The sequence below is a fragment of the Streptomyces cylindrosporus genome (assembly GCF_022698165.1).
In the GTDB taxonomy this organism is placed as follows: Bacteria; Actinomycetota; Actinomycetes; order Streptomycetales; family Streptomycetaceae; genus Streptomyces; species Streptomyces cylindrosporus.
This window is the reverse complement of sequence record NZ_JALDAY010000010.1, coordinates 267,272-290,904: the sequence shown is the minus strand read 5'-3', so window position 1 is coordinate 290,904 and position 23,633 is coordinate 267,272. Positions and strand designations below refer to the sequence as shown.

At 69.2% G+C, this 23,633-nt stretch carries 19 protein-coding genes; 6 read left to right on the top strand and 13 right to left on the bottom strand.

The window, feature by feature from the left end:
- Positions 1-88: 88 nt before the first annotated feature.
- Positions 89-1,105 carry a LacI family DNA-binding transcriptional regulator gene (locus MQP27_RS32140; RefSeq protein WP_242770627.1) on the top strand — a complete coding sequence of 339 codons (1,017 nt, stop codon included), beginning with the start codon at positions 89-91 and terminating at the stop codon, positions 1,103-1,105.
- 59 nt (positions 1,106-1,164) lie between these two features.
- Here MQP27_RS32140 and prcA read toward each other — a convergent pair whose 3' ends face one another.
- The 6 genes from prcA to arc all read right to left on the bottom strand — a co-directional run bounded on the left by prcA (position 1,165) and on the right by arc (position 7,345).
- Positions 1,165-1,929 carry a proteasome subunit alpha gene (prcA, locus tag MQP27_RS32135; RefSeq protein ID WP_242770624.1) on the bottom strand — a complete coding sequence of 255 codons (765 nt, stop codon included), beginning with the start codon at positions 1,927-1,929 and terminating at the stop codon, positions 1,165-1,167.
- A gap of 60 nt (positions 1,930-1,989) precedes the next feature.
- Positions 1,990-2,835, bottom strand: a complete 846-nt coding sequence (prcB, locus tag MQP27_RS32130; RefSeq protein ID WP_242770619.1) for a proteasome subunit beta — start codon at positions 2,833-2,835, stop codon at positions 1,990-1,992.
- Positions 2,787-3,380: an endonuclease VII domain-containing protein gene (locus MQP27_RS32125; protein WP_278196841.1), complete on the bottom strand. Its 594-nt coding sequence runs from the start codon at positions 3,378-3,380 to the stop codon at positions 2,787-2,789. Before MQP27_RS32125 ends, prcB begins: the two co-directional genes overlap by 49 nt.
- 32 nt (positions 3,381-3,412) lie before the next feature.
- Complete coding sequence (locus MQP27_RS32120; protein WP_073899701.1) at positions 3,413-3,631, bottom strand: ubiquitin-like protein Pup; 219 nt, start codon at positions 3,629-3,631, stop codon at positions 3,413-3,415.
- 189 nt (positions 3,632-3,820) lie between these two features.
- Positions 3,821-5,332, bottom strand: a complete 1,512-nt coding sequence (gene dop, locus MQP27_RS32115) for a depupylase/deamidase Dop (RefSeq protein WP_360841294.1) — start codon at positions 5,330-5,332, stop codon at positions 3,821-3,823.
- 246 nt (positions 5,333-5,578) lie between these two features.
- Positions 5,579-7,345 (bottom strand): proteasome ATPase, encoded by a 1,767-nt coding sequence (gene arc, locus MQP27_RS32110; protein ID WP_242770616.1) that lies wholly within the window; start codon positions 7,343-7,345, stop codon positions 5,579-5,581.
- Positions 7,346-7,587: 242 nt separating this feature from the next.
- Between arc and MQP27_RS32105 the strand changes: the two genes are divergently transcribed.
- Positions 7,588-7,893, top strand: a complete 306-nt coding sequence (locus MQP27_RS32105; protein WP_242770614.1) for a ferredoxin — start codon at positions 7,588-7,590, stop codon at positions 7,891-7,893.
- Positions 7,894-7,951: 58 nt separating this feature from the next.
- Here MQP27_RS32105 and MQP27_RS32100 read toward each other — a convergent pair whose 3' ends face one another.
- From MQP27_RS32100 to MQP27_RS32090, 3 genes are all read right to left on the bottom strand, one after another.
- Positions 7,952-8,524 (bottom strand): hypothetical protein, encoded by a 573-nt coding sequence (locus tag MQP27_RS32100; RefSeq protein ID WP_242770613.1) that lies wholly within the window; start codon positions 8,522-8,524, stop codon positions 7,952-7,954.
- A 219-nt stretch (positions 8,525-8,743) separates the two neighbouring features.
- On the bottom strand, positions 8,744-9,643 hold the full coding sequence (locus MQP27_RS32095) for a tRNA (adenine-N1)-methyltransferase (protein WP_242770611.1): 900 nt from the start codon (positions 9,641-9,643) through the stop codon (positions 8,744-8,746).
- Between the two features lie 38 nt (positions 9,644-9,681).
- Positions 9,682-11,358: a site-2 protease family protein gene (locus MQP27_RS32090; RefSeq protein ID WP_242770609.1), complete on the bottom strand. Its 1,677-nt coding sequence runs from the start codon at positions 11,356-11,358 to the stop codon at positions 9,682-9,684.
- 174 nt (positions 11,359-11,532) lie between these two features.
- Here MQP27_RS32090 and MQP27_RS32085 point away from each other — a divergent pair, with 174 nt between their 5' ends.
- Together MQP27_RS32085 and MQP27_RS32080 are read left to right on the top strand one after the other, a co-directional pair.
- The gene (locus MQP27_RS32085; protein WP_242770607.1) at positions 11,533-12,630 is read left to right on the top strand and encodes a RecB family exonuclease; all 1,098 of its coding nucleotides are present in this window, start codon (positions 11,533-11,535) and stop codon (positions 12,628-12,630) included.
- Between the two features lie 14 nt (positions 12,631-12,644).
- Positions 12,645-13,316: a response regulator gene (locus tag MQP27_RS32080; protein WP_030179609.1), complete on the top strand. Its 672-nt coding sequence runs from the start codon at positions 12,645-12,647 to the stop codon at positions 13,314-13,316.
- Between the two features lie 67 nt (positions 13,317-13,383).
- Here the strand turns inward: MQP27_RS32080 and MQP27_RS32075 are convergent, their stop codons facing one another.
- The 4 genes from MQP27_RS32075 to metH form a co-directional block, all read right to left on the bottom strand.
- Positions 13,384-14,964 (bottom strand): ABC transporter substrate-binding protein, encoded by a 1,581-nt coding sequence (locus tag MQP27_RS32075; protein ID WP_242770605.1) that lies wholly within the window; start codon positions 14,962-14,964, stop codon positions 13,384-13,386.
- Positions 14,965-15,034: 70 nt separating this feature from the next.
- A complete protein-coding gene (locus MQP27_RS32070; RefSeq protein ID WP_242770603.1) occupies positions 15,035-16,639 on the bottom strand; it encodes an ABC transporter substrate-binding protein in 1,605 nt (534 codons plus the stop codon).
- 395 nt (positions 16,640-17,034) lie between these two features.
- A complete protein-coding gene (locus MQP27_RS32065) occupies positions 17,035-17,730 on the bottom strand; it encodes an HAD family hydrolase (RefSeq protein ID WP_242770601.1) in 696 nt (231 codons plus the stop codon).
- Between the two features lie 185 nt (positions 17,731-17,915).
- The gene (gene metH / locus MQP27_RS32060; RefSeq protein ID WP_242770599.1) at positions 17,916-21,431 is read right to left on the bottom strand and encodes a methionine synthase; all 3,516 of its coding nucleotides are present in this window, start codon (positions 21,429-21,431) and stop codon (positions 17,916-17,918) included.
- 286 nt (positions 21,432-21,717) lie between these two features.
- Here metH and MQP27_RS32055 point away from each other — a divergent pair, with 286 nt between their 5' ends.
- Positions 21,718-22,482, top strand: a complete 765-nt coding sequence (locus MQP27_RS32055) for an IclR family transcriptional regulator (RefSeq protein WP_242770597.1) — start codon at positions 21,718-21,720, stop codon at positions 22,480-22,482.
- A gap of 333 nt (positions 22,483-22,815) precedes the next feature.
- Positions 22,816-23,616: an MIP/aquaporin family protein gene (locus tag MQP27_RS32050; RefSeq protein ID WP_242770595.1), complete on the top strand. Its 801-nt coding sequence runs from the start codon at positions 22,816-22,818 to the stop codon at positions 23,614-23,616.
- Positions 23,617-23,633 lie beyond the last annotated feature (17 nt).

The following is a 23,633-nucleotide window of genomic DNA, read 5'->3' as shown; positions in this document are numbered from 1 at the left end:
GTCCCGCCTCCAAGTTTTACGTATAACCCCGCCTCCCATACGTACCATGTGCGCTGTTCACACGTCCAGGCGAAGGAGCGGGTCCACGGTGGCACGCAGCAGCACGCGCCCGACCAGCCGTGACGTCGCCCAGGCGGCCGGGGTCTCCCAGGCGGCCGTCTCGCTCGTCCTGGGCGACAAGTGGCGCGGCCGGGTCGCGGAGGCGACCGCCGAGCGGGTCCGCCAGGCCGCCCGCGACCTGGGCTACCGGCCCAACCTCGCCGCCCGCAACCTGCGCCTCGGGCGTACCCGGACCGTCCTGCTGGTCGTCCCGGCCCTCACGACGGAGTTCTTCGCGGGCGTCTACACCGGAGCCGCGCGCGTGGCCGCCGACCACGGCTTCGGCGTCGTCCTGTACCCCTCCCCCGAGGGCGTCGGCCCGGCCCGCGACCCCTTCGCGTCCGCCCAGGCGGCCCTGGACGGCGTGATCGCCTCCTCCATGGCCGCCGACGCCCTCACCGCCATCCGCGGCGACCAGCTGCCCCTGGTGATGCTGGACAGCGACCCCGAGGGCAGCCTGGGCGCGGCCACGGTGAACCTGGACATCGCGGACGGCGTCCGCCAGGTCGCCGCGCATCTGCTGGACCTCGGCCACCGCCGCTTCCTGCACCTGGCGGCGGACGTGCCCTCCTGGACCTTCGAGGTACGCGCGCGTGAACTCGCCGCCCGCCTCGCCGCCGTACCCGGCACCTCCATCCGCACGGTCCGCGCACCGATCTCCATCGAGGACGCCCTGACCGCCGCCGCGGCGGCCCTCGCCGCGCCCGGCCCCCGACCCACCGCCCTCGTCTGCGACGACGACAAGCTGGCCGCCGGCGCCTACAAGGCAGCCCGCCGCCTGGGCCTGCGCATCCCCGACGACGTCTCCGTCACGGGCCTGGACGACCTCGCCCTGGCCACCGCGCTCGACCCCGAGCTGACGACCGTGCGCCTGGACGCCGAACTGTTCGGCGAGCGCGGCATGCGGGCCCTGCTGGCGGTCCTGGACGGCCGCACGCCCGAGGGCGGGGACATCCCCGTCGAGTTGGTCGTACGGGGCTCCACAGCGCCTCCGGGGGCCTCCTGAACGCCCTGTGCCCCGGCCGAGGACCGGCCGGGGCACAGAAGGGGTGAAGGCGAGGCGGGCTACTCGTCCTCGGAACTCTCGGAGCTCTCGCCGTTCTCCGCGCTCTCGGCCTCGGTGGCCGCGCCACCGGCCTCCAGCAGCCGGGCCAGCTGACGGCCGACGATGCGCTTGAACTTGCGGGCCTGCGGGCGGGTGCGGTCCAGCACCGCGACCTCCAGGCGCTCGGCGGGGATCTCCCGCTGGGTGCCGTTCGACTCGCGGGACAGGGCCTGGACGGCCAGCTTGAGGGCCTCGGCCAGGGACATGCCGTCCTGGTGACGCTGGTCAAGGTAGTTGCTGATCAGCTCGGCATTGCCGCCGACCGCGACCGAGCCGTGCTCGTCGACGATCGAACCGTCGTGCGGCAGCCGGTAGATCTGGTCGCCGTCCGGCGTCTCGCCGACCTCCGCGACCACCAGCTCCACCTCGTACGGCTTCTCACCCGCCGAGGAGAAGATGGTGCCCAGGGTCTGGGCGTAGACGTTGGCGAGACCCCGGGCGGTCACGTCGTCACGGTCGTAGGTGTAGCCGCGCAGGTCGGCGTAGCGGACACCGCCGATGCGCAGGTTCTCGTACTCGTTGTACTTGCCGGCGGCCGCGAAGCCGATGCGGTCGTAGATCTCGCTGAACTTGTGCAGCGCGCGGGACGGGTTCTCGCCGACGAAGACGATGCCGTCGGCGTACTGCAGGACGACGAGGCTGCGTCCTCGGGCGATGCCCTTGCGGGCGTACTCGGCCCGGTCGGCCATGGCCTGCTGGGGTGAGACATAGAACGGCGTCGACACCGGTTATCCGTCCCTTTCTGTCGAGGTCACTGCGATCACCTTCACAAGATCCGGCCGCCGCTACAGCAGCGCGGCCCGCGGGCCGTCGGGCTGCTCCAGACGCCGCTCCAGGATCGAGCGGGCGATCTCGGAGGACTCGTCCTCGCTCAGCCGGCGGAAGCCGTCCTCGGTGATCACGGTGACGATCGGATAGATCCGGCGGGCGACGTCGGGACCACCGGTCGCCGAGTCGTCGTCGGCCGCGTCGTAGAGGGCCTGGACCACGAGGGTGGTGGCCTGGTCCTCGGTCAGGTCGGCACGGAAGAGCTTCTTCATGGCGCCGCGCGCGAAGATCGAGCCGGAGCCGGTGGCCGCGAAGTTGTGCTCCTCGCTGCGGCCGCCCGTGACGTCGTAGGAGAAGATGCGGCCCTTCGCGCGGTCCACGTCGTATCCGGCGAACAGGGGCACCACGGCCAGGCCCTGCATGGCCATGCCGAGGTTGGAACGGATCATGGTCGACAGACGGTTCGCCTTGCCTTCGAGGGACAGCTGCGCGCCCTCGACCTTCTCGAAGTGCTCCAGCTCCAGCTGGAACAGCTTCACCATCTCCACGGCGAGGCCCGCCGTGCCGGCGATGCCGACGGCCGAGTACTCGTCCGCCGGGAACACCTTCTCGATGTCCCGCTGCGCGATGACGTTGCCCATGGTGGCCCTGCGGTCACCGGCGAGCACGACACCGCCCGGGAAGGTCACGGCGACGATCGTGGTGCCGTGCGGCGCCTCGATCACGCCCTGGGTGGGCGGCAGTTGCCGGTTGCCGGGAAGCATCTCGGGCTGGTGCTCGGAGAGAAAGTCCATGAACGACGAGGACCCAGGCGTCAGGAAGGCAGCTGGTAGACGCCCGGTGCTACGAGTGTTGGCTTCCACGCGTTTCCTTCCAAGTAAGCGGCGGCCCGGCGGACGGCGTCAGGATCGTCTCCCAACTTGCCGATGGCCGAATTGCAGTTGAAGCACAGTACGCCTCGGACCTTACCCGTCTTGTGGCAGTGATCCACATGAACGGCCGGAGCGTTCAGACAGATCACACAGAGCCCCATCTGAGAGGCGACCATTTCGTCACGCTCGGCTTCGGTCATGCCGTACTGGCGCTTGAGGTGGCCCCGCCTGCCTCGCGCCGCCTTGCACGCCTTACAGCACGTGGCAAGACCGTCCGACGCCGTCACGTTGCGGTGCCATTCGCTGTGCGGCTTGGTTTGCCCGCAGCCACGACAGTGCTTGTGTCCCTCTGATGTCTCCACCCTGGGCCGGACGTTCTTCCCTTTGGCCAGTTGCCGAGCCTGGTGATATGCGGACCAGCACTCCTTGCAGTAAGCCTGCAGGCCGTCTCGGGCTGACTTGTTACGGGCGAAGGCTGCTCGCGGCTTGACTGCTGTGCACCGCGAGCAGCGCTTCACGTCCCCTTCGCTTGCCAACTCCACATCCCCCGCAACCTTCGATCCGAAGGCTACTCGCCACCTTTCTGAACGAAGCTTCGAACGAAGTCCTCGGCGTTCTCCTCGAGTACGTCGTCGATCTCGTCCAGAACCGAGTCCACGTCGTCGGACAGCTTCTCGTGTCGTTCCTTGAGGTCCTCGGAGGCCTGTGCTTCCTGCGTCTGCTCCTCGGCCTGTTCGGTCGAGTGCGTCGCCTTCTGCTGGCCGCCGCCGGTGTCCTTGGTTGCCATAACCCTCACCCCGCTCAGTTCGCCCGACATGGTCGACAGGTCGGCATTCCTGCCGATCGGTGATGATCAGACCCTACAAGCCGGGTCCGACAATGGCCCTGCAGTTTCTCCAACGTACGAGGACCACCTCGATGATTCCCGGACGGCGGACTTTCCACCCTGTCCGGCCGAGGTCGTCCGGGTACCCCCTCAGCCGCCGGAGAGCACCCTGACCAGGTCTTCCGCCGTCCGGCAGCGGTCCAGGAGCTCCTTGACGTGATTTCGCGTTCCGCGAAGCGGTTCGAGGGTTGGGACGCGCTGCAGGGAGTCGCGGCCCGGCAGGTCGAAGATCACGGAGTCCCAGGAGGCGGCCGCGACGTCGTCCGCGTACTGCTCCAGGCAGCGTCCGCGGAAGTACGCGCGCGTGTCCTCCGGCGGCTTCGTACGGGCCCGCTCCACGTCCGCCTCGTCCAGCAGCCGCTTCATGCGGCCACGGGCCGCCAGGCGGTTGTAGAGGCCCTTCTCGGCCCGTACGTCGGCGTACTGGAGGTCGAGGAGGTGCAGCTTGGCGGCGTCCCAGTCGAGGCCGTCACGGCGCCGGTAGCCCTCCATGAGCTCGCGCTTGGCGACCCAGTCCAGCTCGCCGGCCAGGCTCATCGGGTCGTTCTCCAGGCGGTTGAGGGTGTCCTCCCAGCGGGTCAGGACGTCCTTGGTCTGTTCGTCCGCGTCCGACCCGAAGCGCTCCTCGACGTACTTGCGCGACAGCTCGAAGTACTCCATCTGCAGCTGGACCGCGGTGAGTGTGCGGCCGCTGCGGAGGGTGACCAGGCGCTTGAGCGTCGGGTCGTGGGAGACCTGGTGGAGGGTGCGGACGGGCTGGTCCACGGCCAGGTCGACGGCGATGAAGCCGTCCTCGATCATGGACAGGACCAGGGCGGTCGTGCCCAGCTTGAGGTAGGTGGAGATCTCGGAGAGGTTCGCGTCGCCGATGATCACGTGGAGGCGGCGGTACTTCTCGGCGTCCGCGTGGGGCTCGTCGCGGGTGTTGATGATCGGGCGCTTGAGGGTGGTCTCCAGGCCCACCTCGACCTCGAAGTAGTCGGCGCGCTGGCTGATCTGGAAGCCGTGCTCGTGCCCGTCCTGGCCGATGCCGACGCGGCCGGCCCCGGTGACGACCTGGCGGGAGACGAAGAAGGGCGTCAGGTGGCGCACGATGTCCGAGAAGGGGGTCTCCCGCTTCATCAGGTAGTTCTCGTGCGTGCCGTAGGAGGCGCCCTTGTTGTCGGTGTTGTTCTTGTAGAGGTGGATCGGCTGGGCGCCGGGCAGCTGGGCCGCGCGCTCGGCGGCCTCCGCCATGATCCGCTCGCCGGCCTTGTCCCAGAGCACGGCGTCGCGCGGGTTGGTGACCTCGGGGGCGCTGTACTCGGGGTGTGCGTGGTCGACGTAGAGCCGGGCACCGTTGGTGAGGATCACGTTGGCGAGGCCGATGTCCTCGTCGGTGAGCTGGCTGGCGTCGGCGGCCTCGCGGGCGAGGTCGAAGCCCCGCGCGTCCCGCAGCGGGTTCTCCTCCTCGAAGTCCCAGCGGGCCCGGCGGGCCCGGTGCATCGCCGCCGCGTAGGCGTTGACGATCTGGGACGAGGTGAGCATGGCATTGGCGTTGGGGTGGCCGGGGACGGAGATGCCGTACTCCGTCTCGATGCCCATTACTCGCCGTACGGTCATGCGGCCCTCCTTGCCCGGCGGCGCCCTCGGTCGGGGGCGGCGCTCAAGTACCGCTGGCGCTCCGGTGCGTGTGCGGTGCCCGTCCCCGCACTGCGCGACTCGGCGGTACCGAAGAGCCTAGAACGGCTTTGCGCTGGTGGGGAGATCATTTGCGTCATTGCCTTGCTCGCCTTTGTTCCGGTTAGTTGCCCGCAAAACAGTCGGCTGCGGGTACCCCGGTGAGGGCACCCGCAGCCGCCCTGTTCGTTACAGGTACTGACCGGTGTTCGCCACCGTGTCGATGGAGCGTCCGGTGTCCGCGCCCTGCTTTCCGGTGATGAGGGTACGGATGTAGACGATCCGTTCGCCCTTCTTTCCGGAGATCCGGGCCCAGTCGTCCGGGTTGGTGGTGTTGGGCAGGTCCTCGTTCTCCTTGAACTCGTCCACGCACGCCTGGAGGAGGTGGGAGACGCGGAGACCCTTCGAGTTGTGGTCGAGGAAGTCCTTGATCGCCATCTTCTTGGCGCGGCCGACGATGTTCTCGATCATGGCGCCGGAGTTGAAGTCCTTGAAGTAGAGGACTTCCTTGTCACCGTTGGCGTAGGTGACCTCCAGGAAGCGGTTCTCCTCGGATTCCGCGTACATGTGCTCGACGGCCGTCTGGATCATGCTCTCGACGGTGGTCGTCTTGCTGCCGCCGTGCTCGCCGAGGTCGTCGGCGTGCAGCGGGAGGCGCTCGGTCAGGTACTTGGCGAAGATGTCCTTGGCGGCTTCGGCGTCCGGACGCTCGATCTTGATCTTCACGTCCAGGCGGCCGGGGCGCAGGATGGCGGGGTCGATCATGTCCTCGCGGTTGGAGGCGCCGATCACCACCACGTTCTGCAGGCCCTCGACACCGTCGATCTCGGCGAGCAGCTGGGGGACGATGGTGTTCTCCACGTCCGAGCTGACACCGGACCCGCGGGTGCGGAAGAGCGACTCCATCTCGTCGAAGAAGACGATGACGGGCGTGCCCTCGCTGGCCTTCTCCCTCGCACGCTGGAAGACGAGGCGGATCTGCCGCTCGGTCTCGCCGACGTACTTGTTCAGGAGCTCGGGGCCCTTGATGTTGAGGAAGAAGCTCTTGCCGGCGGCCTGGCCGGTGACCTCGGCGACCTTCTTGGCCAGCGAGTTGGCGACGGCCTTGGCGATGAGCGTCTTGCCGCATCCGGGCGGCCCGTACAGCAGCACGCCCTTGGGCGGCCGCAGTTCGTGCTCCTTGAACAGGTCCGGGTAGAGGTACGGCAGCTCGACGGCGTCGCGGATGGCCTCGATCTGGCCACCCAGTCCGCCGATCTGCTCGTACCCGATGTCGGGTACCTCTTCGAGGACGAGTTCCTCGACCTCGCTCTTGGGAACGATCTCGTAGACATAGCCGGAACGGGGTTCGAGCAGCAGGGCGTCACCGGGGCGGATGTTCACGTCCAGCAGTGGCTCGGCGAGCCGTACCACCCGCTCCTCATCGGTGTGCCCGAGCACCAGGGCGCGCTCGCCGTCCTCGAGGATCTCCTTGAGGGTGACGATGTCCCCGACGCGCTCGAACTCCATGGCCTCGACCACGTTCAGCGCTTCGTTGAGCATCACTTCCTGGCCGCGCCTGAGCTCTTCGAGGTCGACGCTGGGGCTGACGTTCACCCGGAGCTTGCGGCCCCCGGTGAAGATGTCGGCGGTGCCGTCCTCGTTCGCCGTCAGGAAGACGCCGAAGCCGGCCGGCGGCTGTGCGAGCCGGTCGACCTCCTCCTTGAGGGCCACGATCTGGTCGCGGGCCTCACGGAGCGTGTTGGCGAGTCGCTCGTTCTGGGCGGACACGCCGGCCAGGTTGGTCTGCAGCTCGACGATCCGCTCTTCGAGAATCCTCGTGTGTCGCGGAGAGTCGGCGAGCTTGCGTCGCAGGACGGCGATCTCCTGCTCAAGGTAGGCAATCTGCCCGGCAGGGTCGTCGGACCCTCGTCCCGGGCGGATGCCGCGGTTCATGTCGTCGTCGTGGGCTGCCACGGTCCTCACCTCCTCCAAGGGGAGCTGGACGCTTCCAGACCCTACCTGGGTGGGTGTCGATTGAAACCCCTAGATCACAAAGACGGTCGAGGTGTGTCCGATCTTCACCCTTGCGCTCTCCCTCACGCCAGGGGAATACCCACCGAACATGATTGGAAAGCCGCCGGAGGTAGGGTCGAAGTGTTCAACACCCGCCAGAGCTGGCCGGATTCCCGTCCGCTCGAACCGGAACGGCAGGAGACATGAGCGTGCAGCAGGAGGCCGTGACCGAGGGCGCGGAGCTGGAGGTCTGGATCGATCAGGACCTCTGTACCGGCGACGGCATCTGCGCCCAGTACGCCCCCGAGGTGTTCGAGCTGGACATCGACGGCCTGGCCTATGTGAAGAGCTCGGAGAACGAGCTGTTGCAGGCCAGGGGCGCCACAACGCCCGTACCACTGCCGCTTCTCACGGATGTCGTCGACTCGGCGAAGGAGTGCCCGGGCGACTGCATTCATGTACGGCGAGTTTCGGACAGGGTCGAGGTCTACGGACCGGACGCCGAGTGATCGTTTCAGCACAGGCTGTTACGACTGTCTGATTTCTCACAGGCGTCGGTTGCGCGGTTCAGACGCTGTGCGAACCGGCGGGTGTCGAGCGCACGAACGCGCCGTTCTTCCACTGCCACTTCGCGCTGTCGGTCACGTCCGGGCAACAACGCGGTACGTCGTCCGAGGAGTAGCCGAGGAGCTTCGCGACGACGGCGCCGTCACGCACCGCGAAGTCACTCACCGTGTCGCCCTTCTTCGGGTCGACGAGGGTGGCCACCACGCGGGCCTTGCCGTCCGACGCGCGCGTGAGGACGTAGACGCCGTCGGGCGGGGTGCCCATGGGGGCGTCGCAGTGCACCACGGCGACCGTCTCCGGATTGCCGTCCCCGTCGAGGTCCCCGGTGGCCTTCTTCTGCACGACGGCCTTGACCGGACCGCAGGTGATCGGGAAGTCGACGCCGGCGGTGCCGGGGGCGGCGGCCGCGTGGGCCTGCTTCGGCCGGGCGGGGGCCGCCTGGGCCGCCGTCGCGGAGTTGGGCTGCAGGAGCGAGGAGAAGGCCATCACCCCGGCGACGGCCGTGGCGGTGGCGACCCAGTGGATCGGACGGGTGTGCGTGTGTGCCAGTTCCGGAACGGCGGATTGCTGCACTAGGAGTGTCTCCTGTGAGGGCTGTGCCGGTGGGGGTGGCACGCATCGTGCCACACGTCACAGTGCGGGGGAACGGCGGGGTCCGGGGTTACGGACACCGGCTGCCGGGATGGTGCGGTTTGTGGCGTGCTGTCAACAGAAGGGCGCTGCGGCCGAGTTCCGGAGGGTTCCGGGAACTCGGCCGCAGCGCCCGTGCGTTGACTGCGGTACGCGGTCGCGTCAGCGACCGCCTCCGTCCGCGTTGGGTCCGGCGTAGTCCTCGCCGTAAGCGCCCTTGGCGGGGCGGCGGCGGCGCATGGGCGGCTCGACGCCGTCCGCGAGGCGGCGGGCGGTGAGCAGGAAGCCGGTGTGGCCGATCATCCGGTGGTCGGGGCGGACGGCCAGGCCCTCGATGTGCCAGTTGCGGATCATCGTCTCCCAGGCGGTCGGCTCGTTGAAGGAGCCGATCTCGCGGATGGACTCGACGGTCCTCGCGAGCTGGGTGGTGGTCGCGACGTAGCAGCAGAGGATGCCGCCGGGGACGAGCGCCTTGGAGACGGCCTCCAGGCACTCCCAGGGGGCGAGCATGTCGAGGATGACGCGGTCGACGTCGGTGTCGGACAGGTTGTCCTGGAGGTCGCCGACGGTGAGCTGCCAGGCGGGGTGCGGGCCGCCGAAGTAGCGCTCCACGTTCTGCTGGGCGATCTCCGCGAAGTCCTCGCGCCGCTCGTAGCTGTGCAGCATGCCCTGGTCGCCGATGGCCCGCAGCAGGAAGCTGCTGAGCGAGCCGGAGCCGACGCCGGCCTCCACGACGCGGGCGCCGGGAAAGATGTCGGCGAAGGCGAGGATCTGCCCCGCGTCCTTCGGGTAGACGACGGCTGCCCCGCGGGGCATGGACAGGACGTAGTCGGGGAGCAGGGGGCGCAGCGCGAGATAGGCGACGTTACCGGTGGTGCGGACAACGCTGCCCTCGGGTGCGCCGATCAGCTCGTCGTGCGGGAAGGAACCCTTGTGGGTGTGGAAGTTCTTTCCCTCTTCGAGCGTGAACGTGTAGTGGCGGCCCTTGGGGTCGGTCAGCTGAACCTGGTCCCCGACCTTGAAGGGCCCGCGCCTGCGGGCGGCACCGGTCGGTTCGGACATGTGAACAGACTACCGGGGTTTACGGGGGCCGCCGACCACTAGGACGGCCTGGCCATGGCCTTCACGAAGGCCCGTTCGACGTCCGCCGCGGACAGTACGCCGTAGATCTCGCCGGTCTCCTCGACCACCAGGTACTCGGTGGCGGGGGTGGCCCGCAGGACGTCGAGGAGGTCCTCGCCCGCCAGCTCCACGGAGACGCGCATGCCGTCCGTCAGATCCTGGGCCAGGCCGCTGACGGCGACCCAGGGGCGGCGGTGTTCCGGTACGCCGACGATCGCGGCCTCGCGGACCAGGGAGAGCGGGTTGCCGTCGGCGTCGACGACGACCAGGGCGCGGGCACCGGCGGCGTTGGCGCGGCGCAGGGCCTCGGAGAGCGGCGTGTCCGTCTCCACCGGGACCGCCCGGCGGGTGAGGTTGCGGGCGCGCAGCTCGGGCAGGTGCTCGCGCAGCCGGGCCATGCGGAGGCTGTTGCCGGCGCCGGTCCAGATGATCGCGGCGAGGATCGCGGCGAGCAGGGCGTCGGTGACGGTGTCCATGCCGACGCTGTCCTCGGCGGTGGAGCCGAGCGCGCCGGACTGGGTGAGCAGCGGGAGGCCGATCAGGACGGAGACGGCCAGGGCGCGGCCGACCCAGGCGGCGGCGACGGTGCCGCTCATGGGCCTGCCGGTGATCTTCCAGACGACCGCGCGGAGCATCCGGCCGCCGTCCAGGGGCAGGCCGGGGAGGAGGTTGAAGGCGGCCACGATGAGGTTGGAGATCATCAGTCCGGCGAGCAGGACGCCGGGGACCGTGCCGGGCTCGACGGGGAGCAGGGCGACGTAGAAGATGCCCGCGAGGACGAGCGAGAGCAGCGGGCCGACGAAGGCCAGCACGAACTCCCTGCCGGGGGTCTCGGCCTCCTTCTCGATCTCGGAGACGCCGCCGAAGAACTGGAGCTGGATGCGGCGGACCGGGAGTTTGAAGCGGAGGGCGGCGACCGTGTGGGCCAGTTCGTGGACCAGGACCGAGGCGTAGAAGGCGACCGCGAAGAAGAGGGAGACGAGGTAGCGGGCGGCGCCGAGCTCGGGCAGCACGCGGTCGAGCTGGCCGCCGAACACCCAGGTGATCAGTGCGGCGACGAGGAACCAGCTGGGCGCGACGTACACGGGAACGCCGAAGGGGCGGCCCATGAGGAGGCCGCCGCGGGGGGATTCGGGGCGCTGCGGCGGGGGCTGCTTGGGACCGGCGTGGGCGTGGGGGCGCTCGGGGTGCCGGTCGGCAGCGCGGTCGCCGTCGGCGCCGAGGGGACGGTCGCCGGTGGGGTGGGCCGCTGGGGTGTGCTCCGGTCCGGGCGCGCCTTCGTCCCGTCCGGGCTCGCTGTCGTCCGTCGGGGTGTTCCCGTCCTGACGGGCCGTCTGCCGGGCTTCGGTGGCCCCGGGCTCCTGTCGGAGGGTGTCGCCGTCGCCGGGGGCGGTGGGCTTCTCGTCCCGCTCGTGGTGCTGGGCCGGGTTCGGTTCGGTCGGGCCGTTGGCCGGGGCCTGTGTGATGTTGCCCGTGTTGCCCATCTCGGGGTCCCCCTCGGCGGTTTCCCTCGTCGTGGTGGACCGGTCCGGGTCCGTGGGGTGGTGGTCGGCCGGGGTGGGTGAGGGGGTGGCCGGGTCCGCGGGCCCTGTGTGGTGGTCGGCCCGTTCGTCCGTGCCGGGCCGCGGCTGCCCGCTCCCGCCGCTCTGGTCCACGGTGTCCCCTCGTTCGAAGCGTCCTCCGCGCCTGCCGGGCGGAAGGGTCTCGGGTCGATGGTATGCGGCCGTCGCGGCGCGTTCCGCCCCGGCACCCCCTGTGTTTCCCCACCTGTCGCACCTGTCACGGCCGCGGCTGGGTCACTGTCAGTGGCGGGTCGTAAGGTCTGGGGCATGGAGACGAGCGCGGAGAGCGCGGCGGAGGCGCAGGGCAGCGGTGGGGCGCGAGCGGACTCGCCGGTGGCCGCCGGGGAGCCGACGGTGGTGGTGACGACGGGGACGACGGCTTCGCCGGCAGCCGAGGCGGTGGACGCCGACGCGGTCGCGACGGCTGCTGTCGCGACGGCGAGTGCCGAGGCGGTGACGGCCGACGAGGAGACCGTGGCGGCCGCGGAGTCGGTCCCCGTGACGCGTCCCGTCGCCATAGCGCCCGCGAGCCTCTCCCCCTCCCGTGCCAGTGACTTCATGCAGTGCCCGCTGCTCTACCGGTTCCGGGTGATCGACCGGCTGCCGGAGAAGCCGAGCGAGGCGGCGACCCGAGGCACCCTGGTGCACGCCGTCCTGGAGCGGCTCTTCGACGCCCCGGCCGCGGAGCGGACCGCGCCCCGCGCCAAGTCGCTGATCCCGGGGCAGTGGGACCGGCTGCGGGAGAACCGGCCGGAGGTCGTGGAGCTGTTCGAGGACGATCCCGAGGGCGAGCGCCTCGCGCGCTGGCTGGGCGAGGCCGAGCAGCTCGTGGAGCGGTGGTTCACGCTGGAGGATCCGACCCGGCTGGAGCCCGCCGAGCGGGAGTTGTGGGTCGAGGCCGAGCTGGAGTCCGGGCTGACGCTGCGCGGGATCATCGACCGGGTCGACGTGGCGCCCACGGGCGAGGTGCGGATCGTCGACTACAAGACGGGCAAGGCACCGCGGCCCGAGTACGCCGAAGGCGCCCTGTTCCAGATGAAGTTCTACGCCCTGGTGGTGTGGCGGCTGAAGAACGTGATCCCCCGCCGGCTCCAGCTCGTGTACCTGGGTAGTGGCGACGTGCTGACGTACGACCCCGTCCTCGCCGACCTGGAGCGCGTCGAGCGGAAGCTGCTCGCGCTGTGGGAGGCGATCCGGCAGGCGACGGAGACGGGCGACTGGCGGCCGCGCCCGACCAAGCTGTGCGGCTGGTGCGACCACCAGGCGCACTGCCCGGAGTTCGGCGGCACTCCCCCGCCGTATCCGCTGCCGGTGAGGGCGGTCGGGTCCGGTGACCTCACTCAGGGCAGAATGGGGCCGGACTAGCGAAGGAGACTTACGTGGCCATCCGCGTCCTACTGGTCGACGACCAGCCGCTGCTGCGTACCGGCTTCCGGATGATCCTGGAGGCCGAGCAGGACATCGCGGTCGTCGGCGAGGCCGGAGACGGCCTCCAGGCCCTGGACCAGGTGCGGGCGCTGCAGCCCGACGTGGTCCTGATGGACATCCGGATGCCCCGGATGGACGGCGTGGAGGCGACCCGGCAGATCACCGGCCCGGGGCGGGACGGCCCGGCGAAGGTGCTGGTGCTGACCACCTTCGACCTCGACGAGTACGTGGTGGAGGCGCTGCGCGCGGGCGCGAGCGGCTTCCTGCTGAAGGACGCGCCGGCCAACGAGCTCGTCCAGGCGATCCGGGTGGTCGCGGCCGGCGAGGCGATGCTCGCGCCGAGCATCACCCGGCGGCTGCTGGACAAGTACGCCACGCATCTCCCCTCCGGCGACGAGCCCGTGCCCGACACCCTGCACACGCTGACCGAGCGCGAGGTGGAGGTGCTGAAGCTGGTGGCGCGCGGGCTGTCCAACGCCGAGATCGCGGCCGACCTGTTCGTCAGCGAGACCACCGTCAAGACGCATGTCGGGCATGTGCTGACCAAGCTGGGGCTGCGCGACCGGGTGCAGGCCGCGGTGTACGCGTACGAGAGCGGGCTGGTGCGCCCCGGCGCGCAGTAGGGGTTACGACGACGGAGGGCGCCCCTTTTCGCGAGGGGCGCCCTCCGTCGTCGTACCGTACGAGCCGTCAGCCCTTGCTGAGTTCCCAGAAGCGGAAGACGGTCGAGGCGTCGAGGCAGTACTCGAGGCCGTAGACGTTCTCGCGGGTGACCGCGTACTGCTTGGCCTGCCAGACCGGGAGGACGGGCAGCTGCTCGGCGACGATGTCCTGGAGCCTGCCGTAGTCGTTGTCGGTGGCGGCGCGGTCGCTCTCGGCGGCGGTGCGCGGGATGAGCGTGCCCGTGATGGTGCTGTTGCTGTAGTTGTTGCTCAGCACGTTGCCCTTGCCGAAGAAGGGGGCCGTGAAGTTGTCGGCGTCCGGGTAGTCCGGCACCCAGCCCTTCACGTACACGCCGTACTTGCCCTTGGCGATGTCCTTCTCGTACTGGTCGAAGGCGACGGACTTCACGTCGGCGTCGAACAGGCCGCTGTCGTTGAGCTGCCCGGCGATCGCCTTGAGCTCCTGGTCGGTGGCCGGGCCGTAGCGCGACGGGGTGGACCAGAGCGTCAGCTTGACCTTGCCGGTGATGCCCTCGTCCTTGAGGGCGGCGGCGGCCTTGGCCGGGGAGGGGCTGGCGCCGTAGGTGTCGAAGAAGGCCGTGTTGTGGCCCGCGATGCCCGCCGGGATGATCGAGTACAGCGGGGTGGCCGTGCCCTGGTAGACGTCCTTGATGAGGGCGTCCCGGTCGATCAGGTAGGCGATGGCCTTGCGCACGCCGAGCTTTCCGGTGACCGGGTCGTCCATGTTGAAGACCAGGTGCTGGACCTCGGCGCTGCTGCCCTCGACGACCTCGGTCTGCGAGTTGTTGTCGGCGTTCTGGATGTCGGCGATGTCGCTCGCACTGAGGCCGCGGTAGGCGATGTCGATCTTGTTGTCCTGGAGCGCCTTCTTCAGCGCGGACTGGTCGCCGTGGAAGAACTTCAGGGTCACGCCCGAGTTCTTCACCTTGGCGGTGCCCTTGTAGTTGTCGTTGACCGAGAAGACGGCCTTGTCGTCGCCGAACGAGTCCAGCTTGTACGGGCCGGAGCCGACCGCCTTGCCGTCCTTGCGCAGCTTGTTCCCGTCGTACTGCGTGTGGTCGACGATGGAGCCCGCGCCGGAGGCGATCTTGCTCGGGAAGGTCGCGTCGGGCACCTTGAGGCGGAAGACGACGGTCTTCTCGTCCGGCGTCTCGACCTTGTCGAGCATCGGGAACATGATCGCCGGACCGGCGTCGTCGTTGATCTTCAGCATGCGGTCGAAGGAGAACTTGACGTCCTCGGAGGTGAGCTTGTCACCGTTGCTGAACTTCAGGCCGTCCTTCAGCGTGCACTTGTACACCTTGGTGGAGGTGTCGGTGAAGGCGCACGACTCGGCGGCCTCCGGCTGCGGTTCCGTGCCCCCGTTGGGGAAGCTGAGCAGCGACTGGAAGACGTTGTTGAACAACAGCCAGGAGCCGGGGTCGTAGCCGGAGGCGGGGTCGGTGGCCAGGACGTCGTCGGACATCCCCATGACCACGGAGGACCCGGTGCCCCCGGAATCGCCGTTCTCCGAGCCGCAGCCGGTCAACAGGCCGGAGGCCAGCCCCGCCACGATGGGCAGGACCGGCCACTGGTTGCGCATGTTCACTGCATGTGCCTTGTCGTCGGTTGTCGGAACCCCGGGGCCGCCGTCCCTGGGGCCCCGGGCATGAGGGAGGTCAGTTGCTCACGCCACGACCGAGCTCCCACAGCTGAAGGGTCGAGGAGGAGTTGAGCGCGTACGCCGTCCCCGTCACGTCGTCGCGGGCCGCGACGTACTGCTTGCCCTGCCACAGCGGCAGCAGCGGGACGTCGTCGGCGACGATGTCCTGGATCGAGGTGAGGCTCCCCGAGGCCGCGATCCGGTCCGCCTCACGGCGCGACTCCGGGATCAGGGTGTTGATGATCGTGCTGTTGCGGTACGGCGACTTGAGGAAGTTGTCCTTGTCGAGGAAGGGCGCGAGGTAGTTGTCGGCGTCCGGGAAGTCGGGGAACCAGCCCATGCCCCAGACGTCGTACTCGCCCTTGCGCTCGGCCGGCACGAAGTCCTTCCAGAGCGCGCCCTTGATGCTGACGTCGAACAGGCCGCTGTCGTTGAGCTGCTGCTGAAGGATCTTGAATTCCTTCGCGGTGGCCGAACCGTAGTGGTCGGTCGTGTAGTGCAGCGTCAGCTTGACCGGCGTGGTGATGTTCGCCTTGGTCAGCAATGCCTTGGCCTTCGCGACGCTCGGGTCGCCGTACTTGTTGAAGAACGAGTTGGAGTGGCCGGTGATGCTCGCCGGGACCAGCGAGTACAGGGGCTCGGCCTGGGTGCCGTACACCTTGGAGACGAGTTCGCCGCGGTTGATGAGCTGGGCCATCGCCTGGCGGACGGCCTTGTTCTTGACCGTCGGGGCGTCGGTGTTGAAGGCGAGGTAGCGGATCTCCAGGCCGGACATCTCGACCAGGTCCTCGTTGTCGCCGGGGCTGTCCGACAGCTTCTGGATCTGCTCGGGCGACATGGTGCGGGTCATGACGTCGATGTCACCCTTGTCCAGGGCGGTGCCCATGGCCGCGGCGTCCTTGTAGGACACCATCTCGACCTTGGAGTTGTTCACCTTCAACGTCCCCTTGTAGTGGGGGTTCTTGGTGAAGGTGGCCTTGACGATCGCGTCGTCCTTGACCTCGGTCGACATGGTGTACGGGCCGGAGCCGTCCACGTCGAAGCCGTCGCGCAGCTTGTTCTTCTCGTAGTCGTCCGGGTTGACGATGCCGGCGACCGGCGTCGACAGCTTGTACGGGAAGGTGGCGTCGGCGGTCTTGAGGTGGAAGATGACGTCGCGGTCGCCCTTCACCTCGACGGTGTCGATCGTCGACAGCAGACCGACGGGACCGCCCTCGGCGTTGATGGCACGCGCGCGGTCGATGGAGTACTTCACGTCGGCCGCGGTGACCTTGTCGCCGTTGGAGAACTCGAGGCCGTCGCGCAGGGTGCAGGCGTAGCGCTCGTTGCCGCTGTCGGTGAAGCCGCACTTCTCGGCGGCCTCGGGCACCGGGTCGCCCTCGCCCTTGGGCTGGATCATCAGGGTCTGCACGGTCTGGCGCAGGATGTTCCAGGAGCCGACGTCGTAGGCGTAGGCGGGGTCGAGCGGAGCCGGGGCGTCCTTGGTCGCGGCGAACGTGTCCGTCGTACCCACGACGATCGCACTTCCGCCACCGCTGCCGCTGTCGGAGCCGCCGCAGGCGGCGAGCACGGGTGCGAGCAGGCCGACCACCGCCGGCAGCACCAAAGTCTTGCGGTTCATGCTCGTGTTTCTCCAGAGCTGTTCAGGTCCGTGTACCCGGCATGCAGGGGTGTCGCGGCGGATCACGGGGGTAGCGGCGATGTTCTCGCGACGAGATTAGTCCGCACCAGCACGGAGGTTCGCGGCCACCGGAGTTGAGCACCCATCACGCAGCGAAACCGGGTGTGGACAGACCGAAAACCCGACAGCGGAAGGATTAGTGCAGCTTTCCATCAATCGGGACACAAGGGCGCGCCAGAAGCCCCGGAAAGGGGGTGCGCAGCACACGCGGTCCGGACTGTCGACCCTGCCGCAAGTGGGGAACCTCACATTCCCAATCATCGGGTTCGGTACCGGAATTCGGCCATCCGCACTAGGAGGCAATTACCTCGGACGTCCGCCCGGGGAATTCCTGTTCAGAAAGTGATCAATCGCCTCAGGAATGCCAGGTCCACCTCTTCCAGAGAGGTCACCACGGTCCGCCGGACGGCGGCCGTGATGGGGGCGACCGAGGGCACCGCCACGACATGACAGCCCGCGGCCTCGGCCGCCGCGACGCCGGTCGCGGTGTCCTCGACGACCGCGCATCTGGCCGGATCCACGCCGAGTCCGGCGGCGGCGGCCAGATACGGGTCGGGGTACGGCTTGGTGCGCGGCACCTCGTCCCCGGCCACCGACAGGGCGAAGTGCTGCGGGCCCAGCGAGGCGAGCACGCGGTCGATGATGCGCCGGTGGGACGCGGAGACCAGGGCGGTGGGGATCTCGTACTCGGAGAGCTCGGCGAGCAGCCTCGCGGCGCCCGGCATCAGCGGCAGGGCGCGGCCGATGCGGTCCTCGAAGCCGTCGTTGAGCAGGACGGACAGCTCGGCGAGGGTGATGTCGGCGCCGGTGGCCTCGATGAGGAACCCGGCGCTGCGGGTCATGGGGCCGCCGACCACGACATGCCGCCAGGACTCGTCGAGGACGTGGCCGAGGCGGGCGAAGATCTCGACCTCCACGTCCCACCAGAAGCCCTCGGTGTCCACCAGGGTGCCGTCCATGTCGAGGAGCACGGCCTGCAGGGCTGAGCCTTCGGCCGTACGGGTTCCGAGCGCGGGGACCGTACTGGTCATCCGGGCGCACCTCCTTGAGGGACGATCAGGCCGGTTCCCGCTGGGGGAACCGGCCTGCAGTGGACCGACCAGTGTACGTCGCCCGCGGGCGAAGCGCCTCGTTTATCCGGCGTGGTCCGGGGCACACCGTGTATACCGCCGGGGGATGCCCTGACGTGCGCCGATGTGCCCTCGGGCGGCCTTATTCAGCGGGCGTTGAAGTACTTCGCCTCGGGGTGGTGGATCACGATCGCGTCCGTGGACTGCTCGGGGTGCAGCTGGAACTCCTCGGACAGGTGGACGCCGATGCGCTCGGGCTGGAGCAGGTCGGCGATCTTGGCACGGTCCTCCAGGTTCGGGCACGCTCCGTAACCGAGCGAGAACCGGGCGCCGCGGTACTTCAGCGCGAACATGTCCTCGATCTCGTTCGGGTCCTCGCCGGCGAAGCCGAGCTCGGAACGCACGCGCGCGTGCCAGTACTCGGCGAGGGCCTCGGCCAACTGGACGGACAGGCCGTGCAGTTCGAGGTAGTCGCGGTAGGCGTTCGCCTCGAAGAGCTTCGCCGTCCGCTCGCCGATGCGGGAGCCGACGGTGACGACCTGCAGGCCGACCACGTCGGTCTCCCCCGACTCCTGCGGGCGGAAGAAGTCCGCGAGACACAGTCGGCGGCCACGGCGCTGACGCGGGAAGGTGAAGCGGGTGCGCTCGTTGCCGTGCTCGTCCAGGATGATCAGGTCGTCGTCCTTGGACACGCACGGGAAGTAGCCGTACACCACGGCCGCTTCGAGCAGGTTCTCGGTCTGCAGCTGGTCCAGCAGCCCGCGCAGCCGCGGCCGGCCGTCGGTCTCGACGAGTTCCTCGTACGTCGGCCCCTCGCCGGTGCGGGCCTGCTTGAGACCCCACTGCCCCTTGAACAGCGCGCCCTCGTCCAGCCAGGACGCGTACTCCTTGAGCTGGATGCCCTTGATGACGCGGGTGTCCCAGAACGGCGGCGTGGGCACCGGGTTGTCGGTGGCGACGTCGGACCGGACGTGCCCCTCCTCCGGCCGCTCCTCCTCCACCTGTACGGCGCTTGCGCGCACCCGGCGCTGCTTCAGCTCCGGCAGCTTCGCCCCGGGCACGCCCCGCTTGACGCCGATCAGCGCGTCCATCAGGCGCAGTCCCTCGAACGCGTCGCGGGCGTAGCGGACCTCGCCCTCGTACAGCTCGTGCAGGTCCTGCTCGACATAGGCCCGGGTCAGCGCCGCGCCGCCGAGGATGACGGGGTAGTCGGCCGCCAGACCGCGGGAGTTGAGCTCCTCCAGGTTCTCCTTCATGATCACCGTGGACTTGACCAGGAGGCCGGACATGCCGATGACGTCGGCCCGGTGCTCCTCGGCGGCGTCCAGGATCGCGGAGACGGGCTGCTTGATGCCCAGGTTGACGACGTTGTAGCCGTTGTTGGACAGGATGATGTCGACGAGGTTCTTGCCGATGTCGTGCACGTCCCCGCGGACGGTGGCCAGCACGATGGTGCCCTTGCCGTCGGCGTCCGTCTTCTCCATGTGCGGTTCGAGGTAGGCGACGGCGGCCTTCATGACCTCGGCGGACTGGAGCACGAACGGGAGCTGCATCTGGCCGGAGCCGAACAGCTCGCCGACCACCTTCATGCCGTCCAGCAGGGTCTCGTTGACGATGTCCAGGGCGGGGCGCTCCTGGAGGGCCTCGTCGAGGTCGGCCTCCAGGCCGTTGCGCTCGCCGTCGATGATGCGGCGCTTGAGGCGCTCCTCCAGCGGCAGGGCGGCCAGCTCCTCGGCCTTGCCGGCCTTCAGGGACTTGGCGGTGGCGCCCTCGAAGAGCTGCATGAGCTTCTGGAGGGGGTCGTAGCCCTCGGCGCGGCGGTCGTGGATCAGGTCGAGGGCCGTCTGCACCTCCTCCTCGCTGAACCGGGCGATCGGGAGGATCTTCGACGCGTGCACGATCGCCGAGTCCAGGCCCGCCTTCACGCACTCGTCCAGGAAGACGGAGTTGAGCAGGATGCGGGCGGCCGGGTTGAGGCCGAAGGAGATGTTGGACAGGCCCAGCGTGGTCTGCACGTCCGGGTGGCGGCGCTTGAGCTCGCGGATCGCCTCGATCGTCGCGATGCCGTCCTTGCGGGACTCCTCCTGACCGGTACAGATGGTGAAGGTCAGGGTGTCGATGAGGATGTCCGACTCGTTGATGCCCCAGTTGCCGGTGAGGTCGTCGATCAGCCGTTCGGCGATCTCGACCTTCTTCTCGGGGGTACGGGCCTGGCCCTCCTCGTCGATGGTCAGCGCGATCAGCGCGGCGCCGTGCTCCTGGGCAAGCTTGGTGACCTTCGCGAAGCGGGACTCCGGGCCGTCGCCGTCCTCGTAGTTGACGGAGTTGATGACCGCGCGGCCACCGAGCTTCTCCAGGCCGGCCCGGATCACGTCGACCTCGGTGGAGTCCAGCACGATCGGCAGGGTGGAGGCGGTGGCGAAGCGGCCGGCCAGCTCCTCCATGTCGGCGACGCCGTCACGGCCGACGTAGTCCACGCAGAGGTCCAGCATGTGGGCGCCCTCGCGGATCTGCTCGCGCGCCATCTCCACACAGTCGTCCCAGCGGGCCTCCAGCATCGCCTCGCGGAACTTCTTGGAACCGTTGGCGTTGGTGCGCTCGCCGATCGCCAGGTACGAGGTGTCCTGGCGGAAGGGGACGGTCTGGTAGAGCGAGGCGGCGCCGGGTTCGGGCTGGGGGGTACGCTCGACGGGCTCCGCCCCGCGCAGGCGCTCCACGAGCTGCCGCAGGTGCTCGGGGGTCGTGCCGCAGCAGCCGCCGATCAGGTTGAGGCCGTAGTCGCGTACGAAGTTCTCCTGGGCGTCGGCCAGGCCCTTCGCGTCGAGCGGGAAGTGGGCGCCGTCCTTGGTGAGGATCGGCAGACCGGCGTTCGGCATGCACAGCAGCGGGGTGCGGGAGTGCCGGGCGAGGTAGCGCAGGTGCTCGCTCATCTCGGCGGGGCCGGTGGAGCAGTTCAGGCCGATCATGTCGATGCCCAGCGGCTCCAGCGCGGTCAGCGCGGCACCGATCTCCGAGCCCAGCAGCATGGTGCCGGTCGTCTCGAAGGCCATGGAGACCAGCAGCGGGACCACGGTGCCGGTGGCTTCCATGGCGCGCTTGGCGCCCAGGATCGAGGACTTCGTCTGCAGAAGGTCCTGGGTGGTCTCCACGATCAGCGCGTCGGCGCCCCCCGCGAGCAGACCCTCGGCGTTGGCCTGGAAGCCGTCGCGCAGCGTGCCGTAACCGATGTGGCCGAGCGTCGGCAGCTTGGTGCCCGGCCCGATCGAGCCCAGCACCCAGCGCTGACGCCCGTCCCGGGCGCCGTACGCGTCGGCGGTCTCGCGGGCGATGCGGGCGCCGGCCTCGGACAGTTCGTACACCCGCTCGGCGATGTCGTACTCGGCCATGGCCGAGTGGTTCGCACCGAACGTGTTCGTCTCCACGCAGTCCACGCCCGCGTCGAAGTACGCCTCGTGGACCGAGCGGACGATGTCCGGGCGGGTGATGTTGAGGATCTCGTTGCAGCCCTCGAGGTTCTCGAAGTCCTCCAGGGTCGGCTCCTGAGCCTGGAGCATGGTTCCCATCGCTCCGTCGGCGACCACCACTCGGGTGGCCAGTGCCTCACGGAGCGCGGACACACGGGTCCGGCTGTCGGCGGAAGGGGTCAGTGGCGACGAGGCCATGAAAGGGGCTCCCTTTGGTGCGACGGCTGTCGGCTTTGCGCGGCCCGTGGAACTCTCCGCGGTGGGCGCACTTCGCCAGGGTAACCGGGTCGCCCCGGGGATGGTCATAGGCGTCCACGGGGCGGACGGGGATGACCGGCAGGTCACTCCCGGGATACCAGTGACGCAACGGATATCGACCGACCATTAGCGGGAGGTCGGCATCGACCGGTAGTGTTCGACATTGCCGAACGACGTTATCGACGATGTTACGTCGACGGTCGAAGGGGACGGAGGCAGTACGGCGATGGCACGGAACATCCAGTCGCTCGAACGGGCGGCCGCGATGCTGCGGCTGCTCGCGGGCGGCGAGCGGCGGCTCGGCCTCTCGGACATCGCCTCGTCGCTGGGCCTCGCCAAGGGCACCGCCCACGGCATTCTGCGCACCCTCCAGCAGGAGGGCTTCGTCGAGCAGGACGACGCCTCCGGGCGCTATCAGCTGGGCGCCGAGCTGCTGCGCCTGGGCACCACCTACCTCGACGTCCACGAACTGCGCGCACGCGCCCTGGTGTGGACGGACGACCTGGCCAGGTCCAGCGGCGAGAGCGTGTACCTCGGCGTCCTGCACCAGCAGGGCGTGCTGATCGTGCACCACGTCTTCCGGCCCGACGACAGCCGGCAGGTGCTGGAGATCGGGGCCATGCAGCCGCTGCACTCCACGGCCCTGGGCAAGGTGCTGTCGGCGTACGACCCGGTGGCGCACAGCGAGGCGATCGAGGCCGACCGCAAGCCCTTCACCGAGCGCACGGTGTGCGAGCTGGAGGACTTCGAGCACATCCTCGACCTGTCACGCGCGCGCGGCTACGCGGCCGACGTCGAGGAGACCTGGGAGGGCGTCGCGTCCGTCGCCGCGCCCATCCACGACCGGCGGCGGATGCCCGTCGGCGCGGTCGGCATCACCGGCGCGGTGGAGCGGCTGTGCCGGGACGGCGAGCTGCGGCCCGAGCTGATCGCGGCGGTGCGGGACTGCGCCCGTGCGGTCTCCCGGGACCTGGGTGCGGGACGGTTCTGAGGACCGGTCCCGAGGACCGAGCCGAGGGCCGGTACGTCAGGCGACGTACCGGCCCTCAGTCGTAACCTGACACAACGGCGCAAATCGCCGAAACAAGATCGTTGGCCCACAGCTGTCAATAACGATCGTGTTTTCGACAACAGAACTCTTGACGCGCGTGTAACCGCAGAGCAAGACTCCCGTCCATCGGTCGGCATTGTCGAACACCTACCGGCAATACGCGCTAGAGTGTGACAACGCCAAGGGCCGGCAACGCTCTCACCCCGAGGGCAGCTCGAACTCCCGGAGGGACCCGGGGTTCGGTCCCCTGGACGAAGGACAAAGGAGTCGCGGGTGTCCAGCTCCGACATCTTCATCGGCGAGACCATCGGTACCGCCATACTCATCCTGCTCGGCGGCGGCGTCTGCGCCGCCGTGACGCTGAAGGCCTCCAAGGCCCGCAACGCCGGCTGGCTCGCCATCACCTTCGGGTGGGGCTTCGCGGTACTCACGGCGGTCTACACCTCGGCGCCGCTCTCCGGCGCCCACCTGAACCCGGCCGTGACCCTCGCGCTCGCGCTCAAGGACGACGGCATCTCCTGGAGCGACGTTCCGGTCTACTGGGGCGGGCAGCTGCTCGGCGCCATGATCGGTGCCGCCCTGGTCTGGGTCGCCTACTACGGCCAGTTCCACGCGCACCTCACCGACAAGGAGATCGTCGGCGGCCCGGGTGCGCAGGCCACCACGGCCAAGGCCGTCGAGGCGCAGGAGAAGGGCGCCGGCCCGGTCCTGGGCATCTTCTCCACCGGCCCCGAGGTCCGGGTCGCCTGGCAGAACGTCGCCACGGAGGTCATCGGCACCGTCGTGCTGGTGCTCGCCGTCCTCACGCAGGGCCTCAACGACAGCGGCAAGGGCCTGGGCGTCCTGGGCGCCCTGATCACCTCGCTGGTCGTCGTCTCCATCGGTCTGTCCCTCGGCGGCCCGACCGGCTACGCGATCAACCCGGCCCGTGACCTGGGCCCGCGCATCGTGCACGCGCTCCTCCCCCTGCCCAACAAGGGCGGTTCCGACTGGAGCTACGCCTGGATCCCGGTGGTCGGTCCGCTGATCGGCGGCGCCATCGCTGCAGGCATCTACAACGTCGCTTTTGCTTAAAGCAACTCGGTAGACCT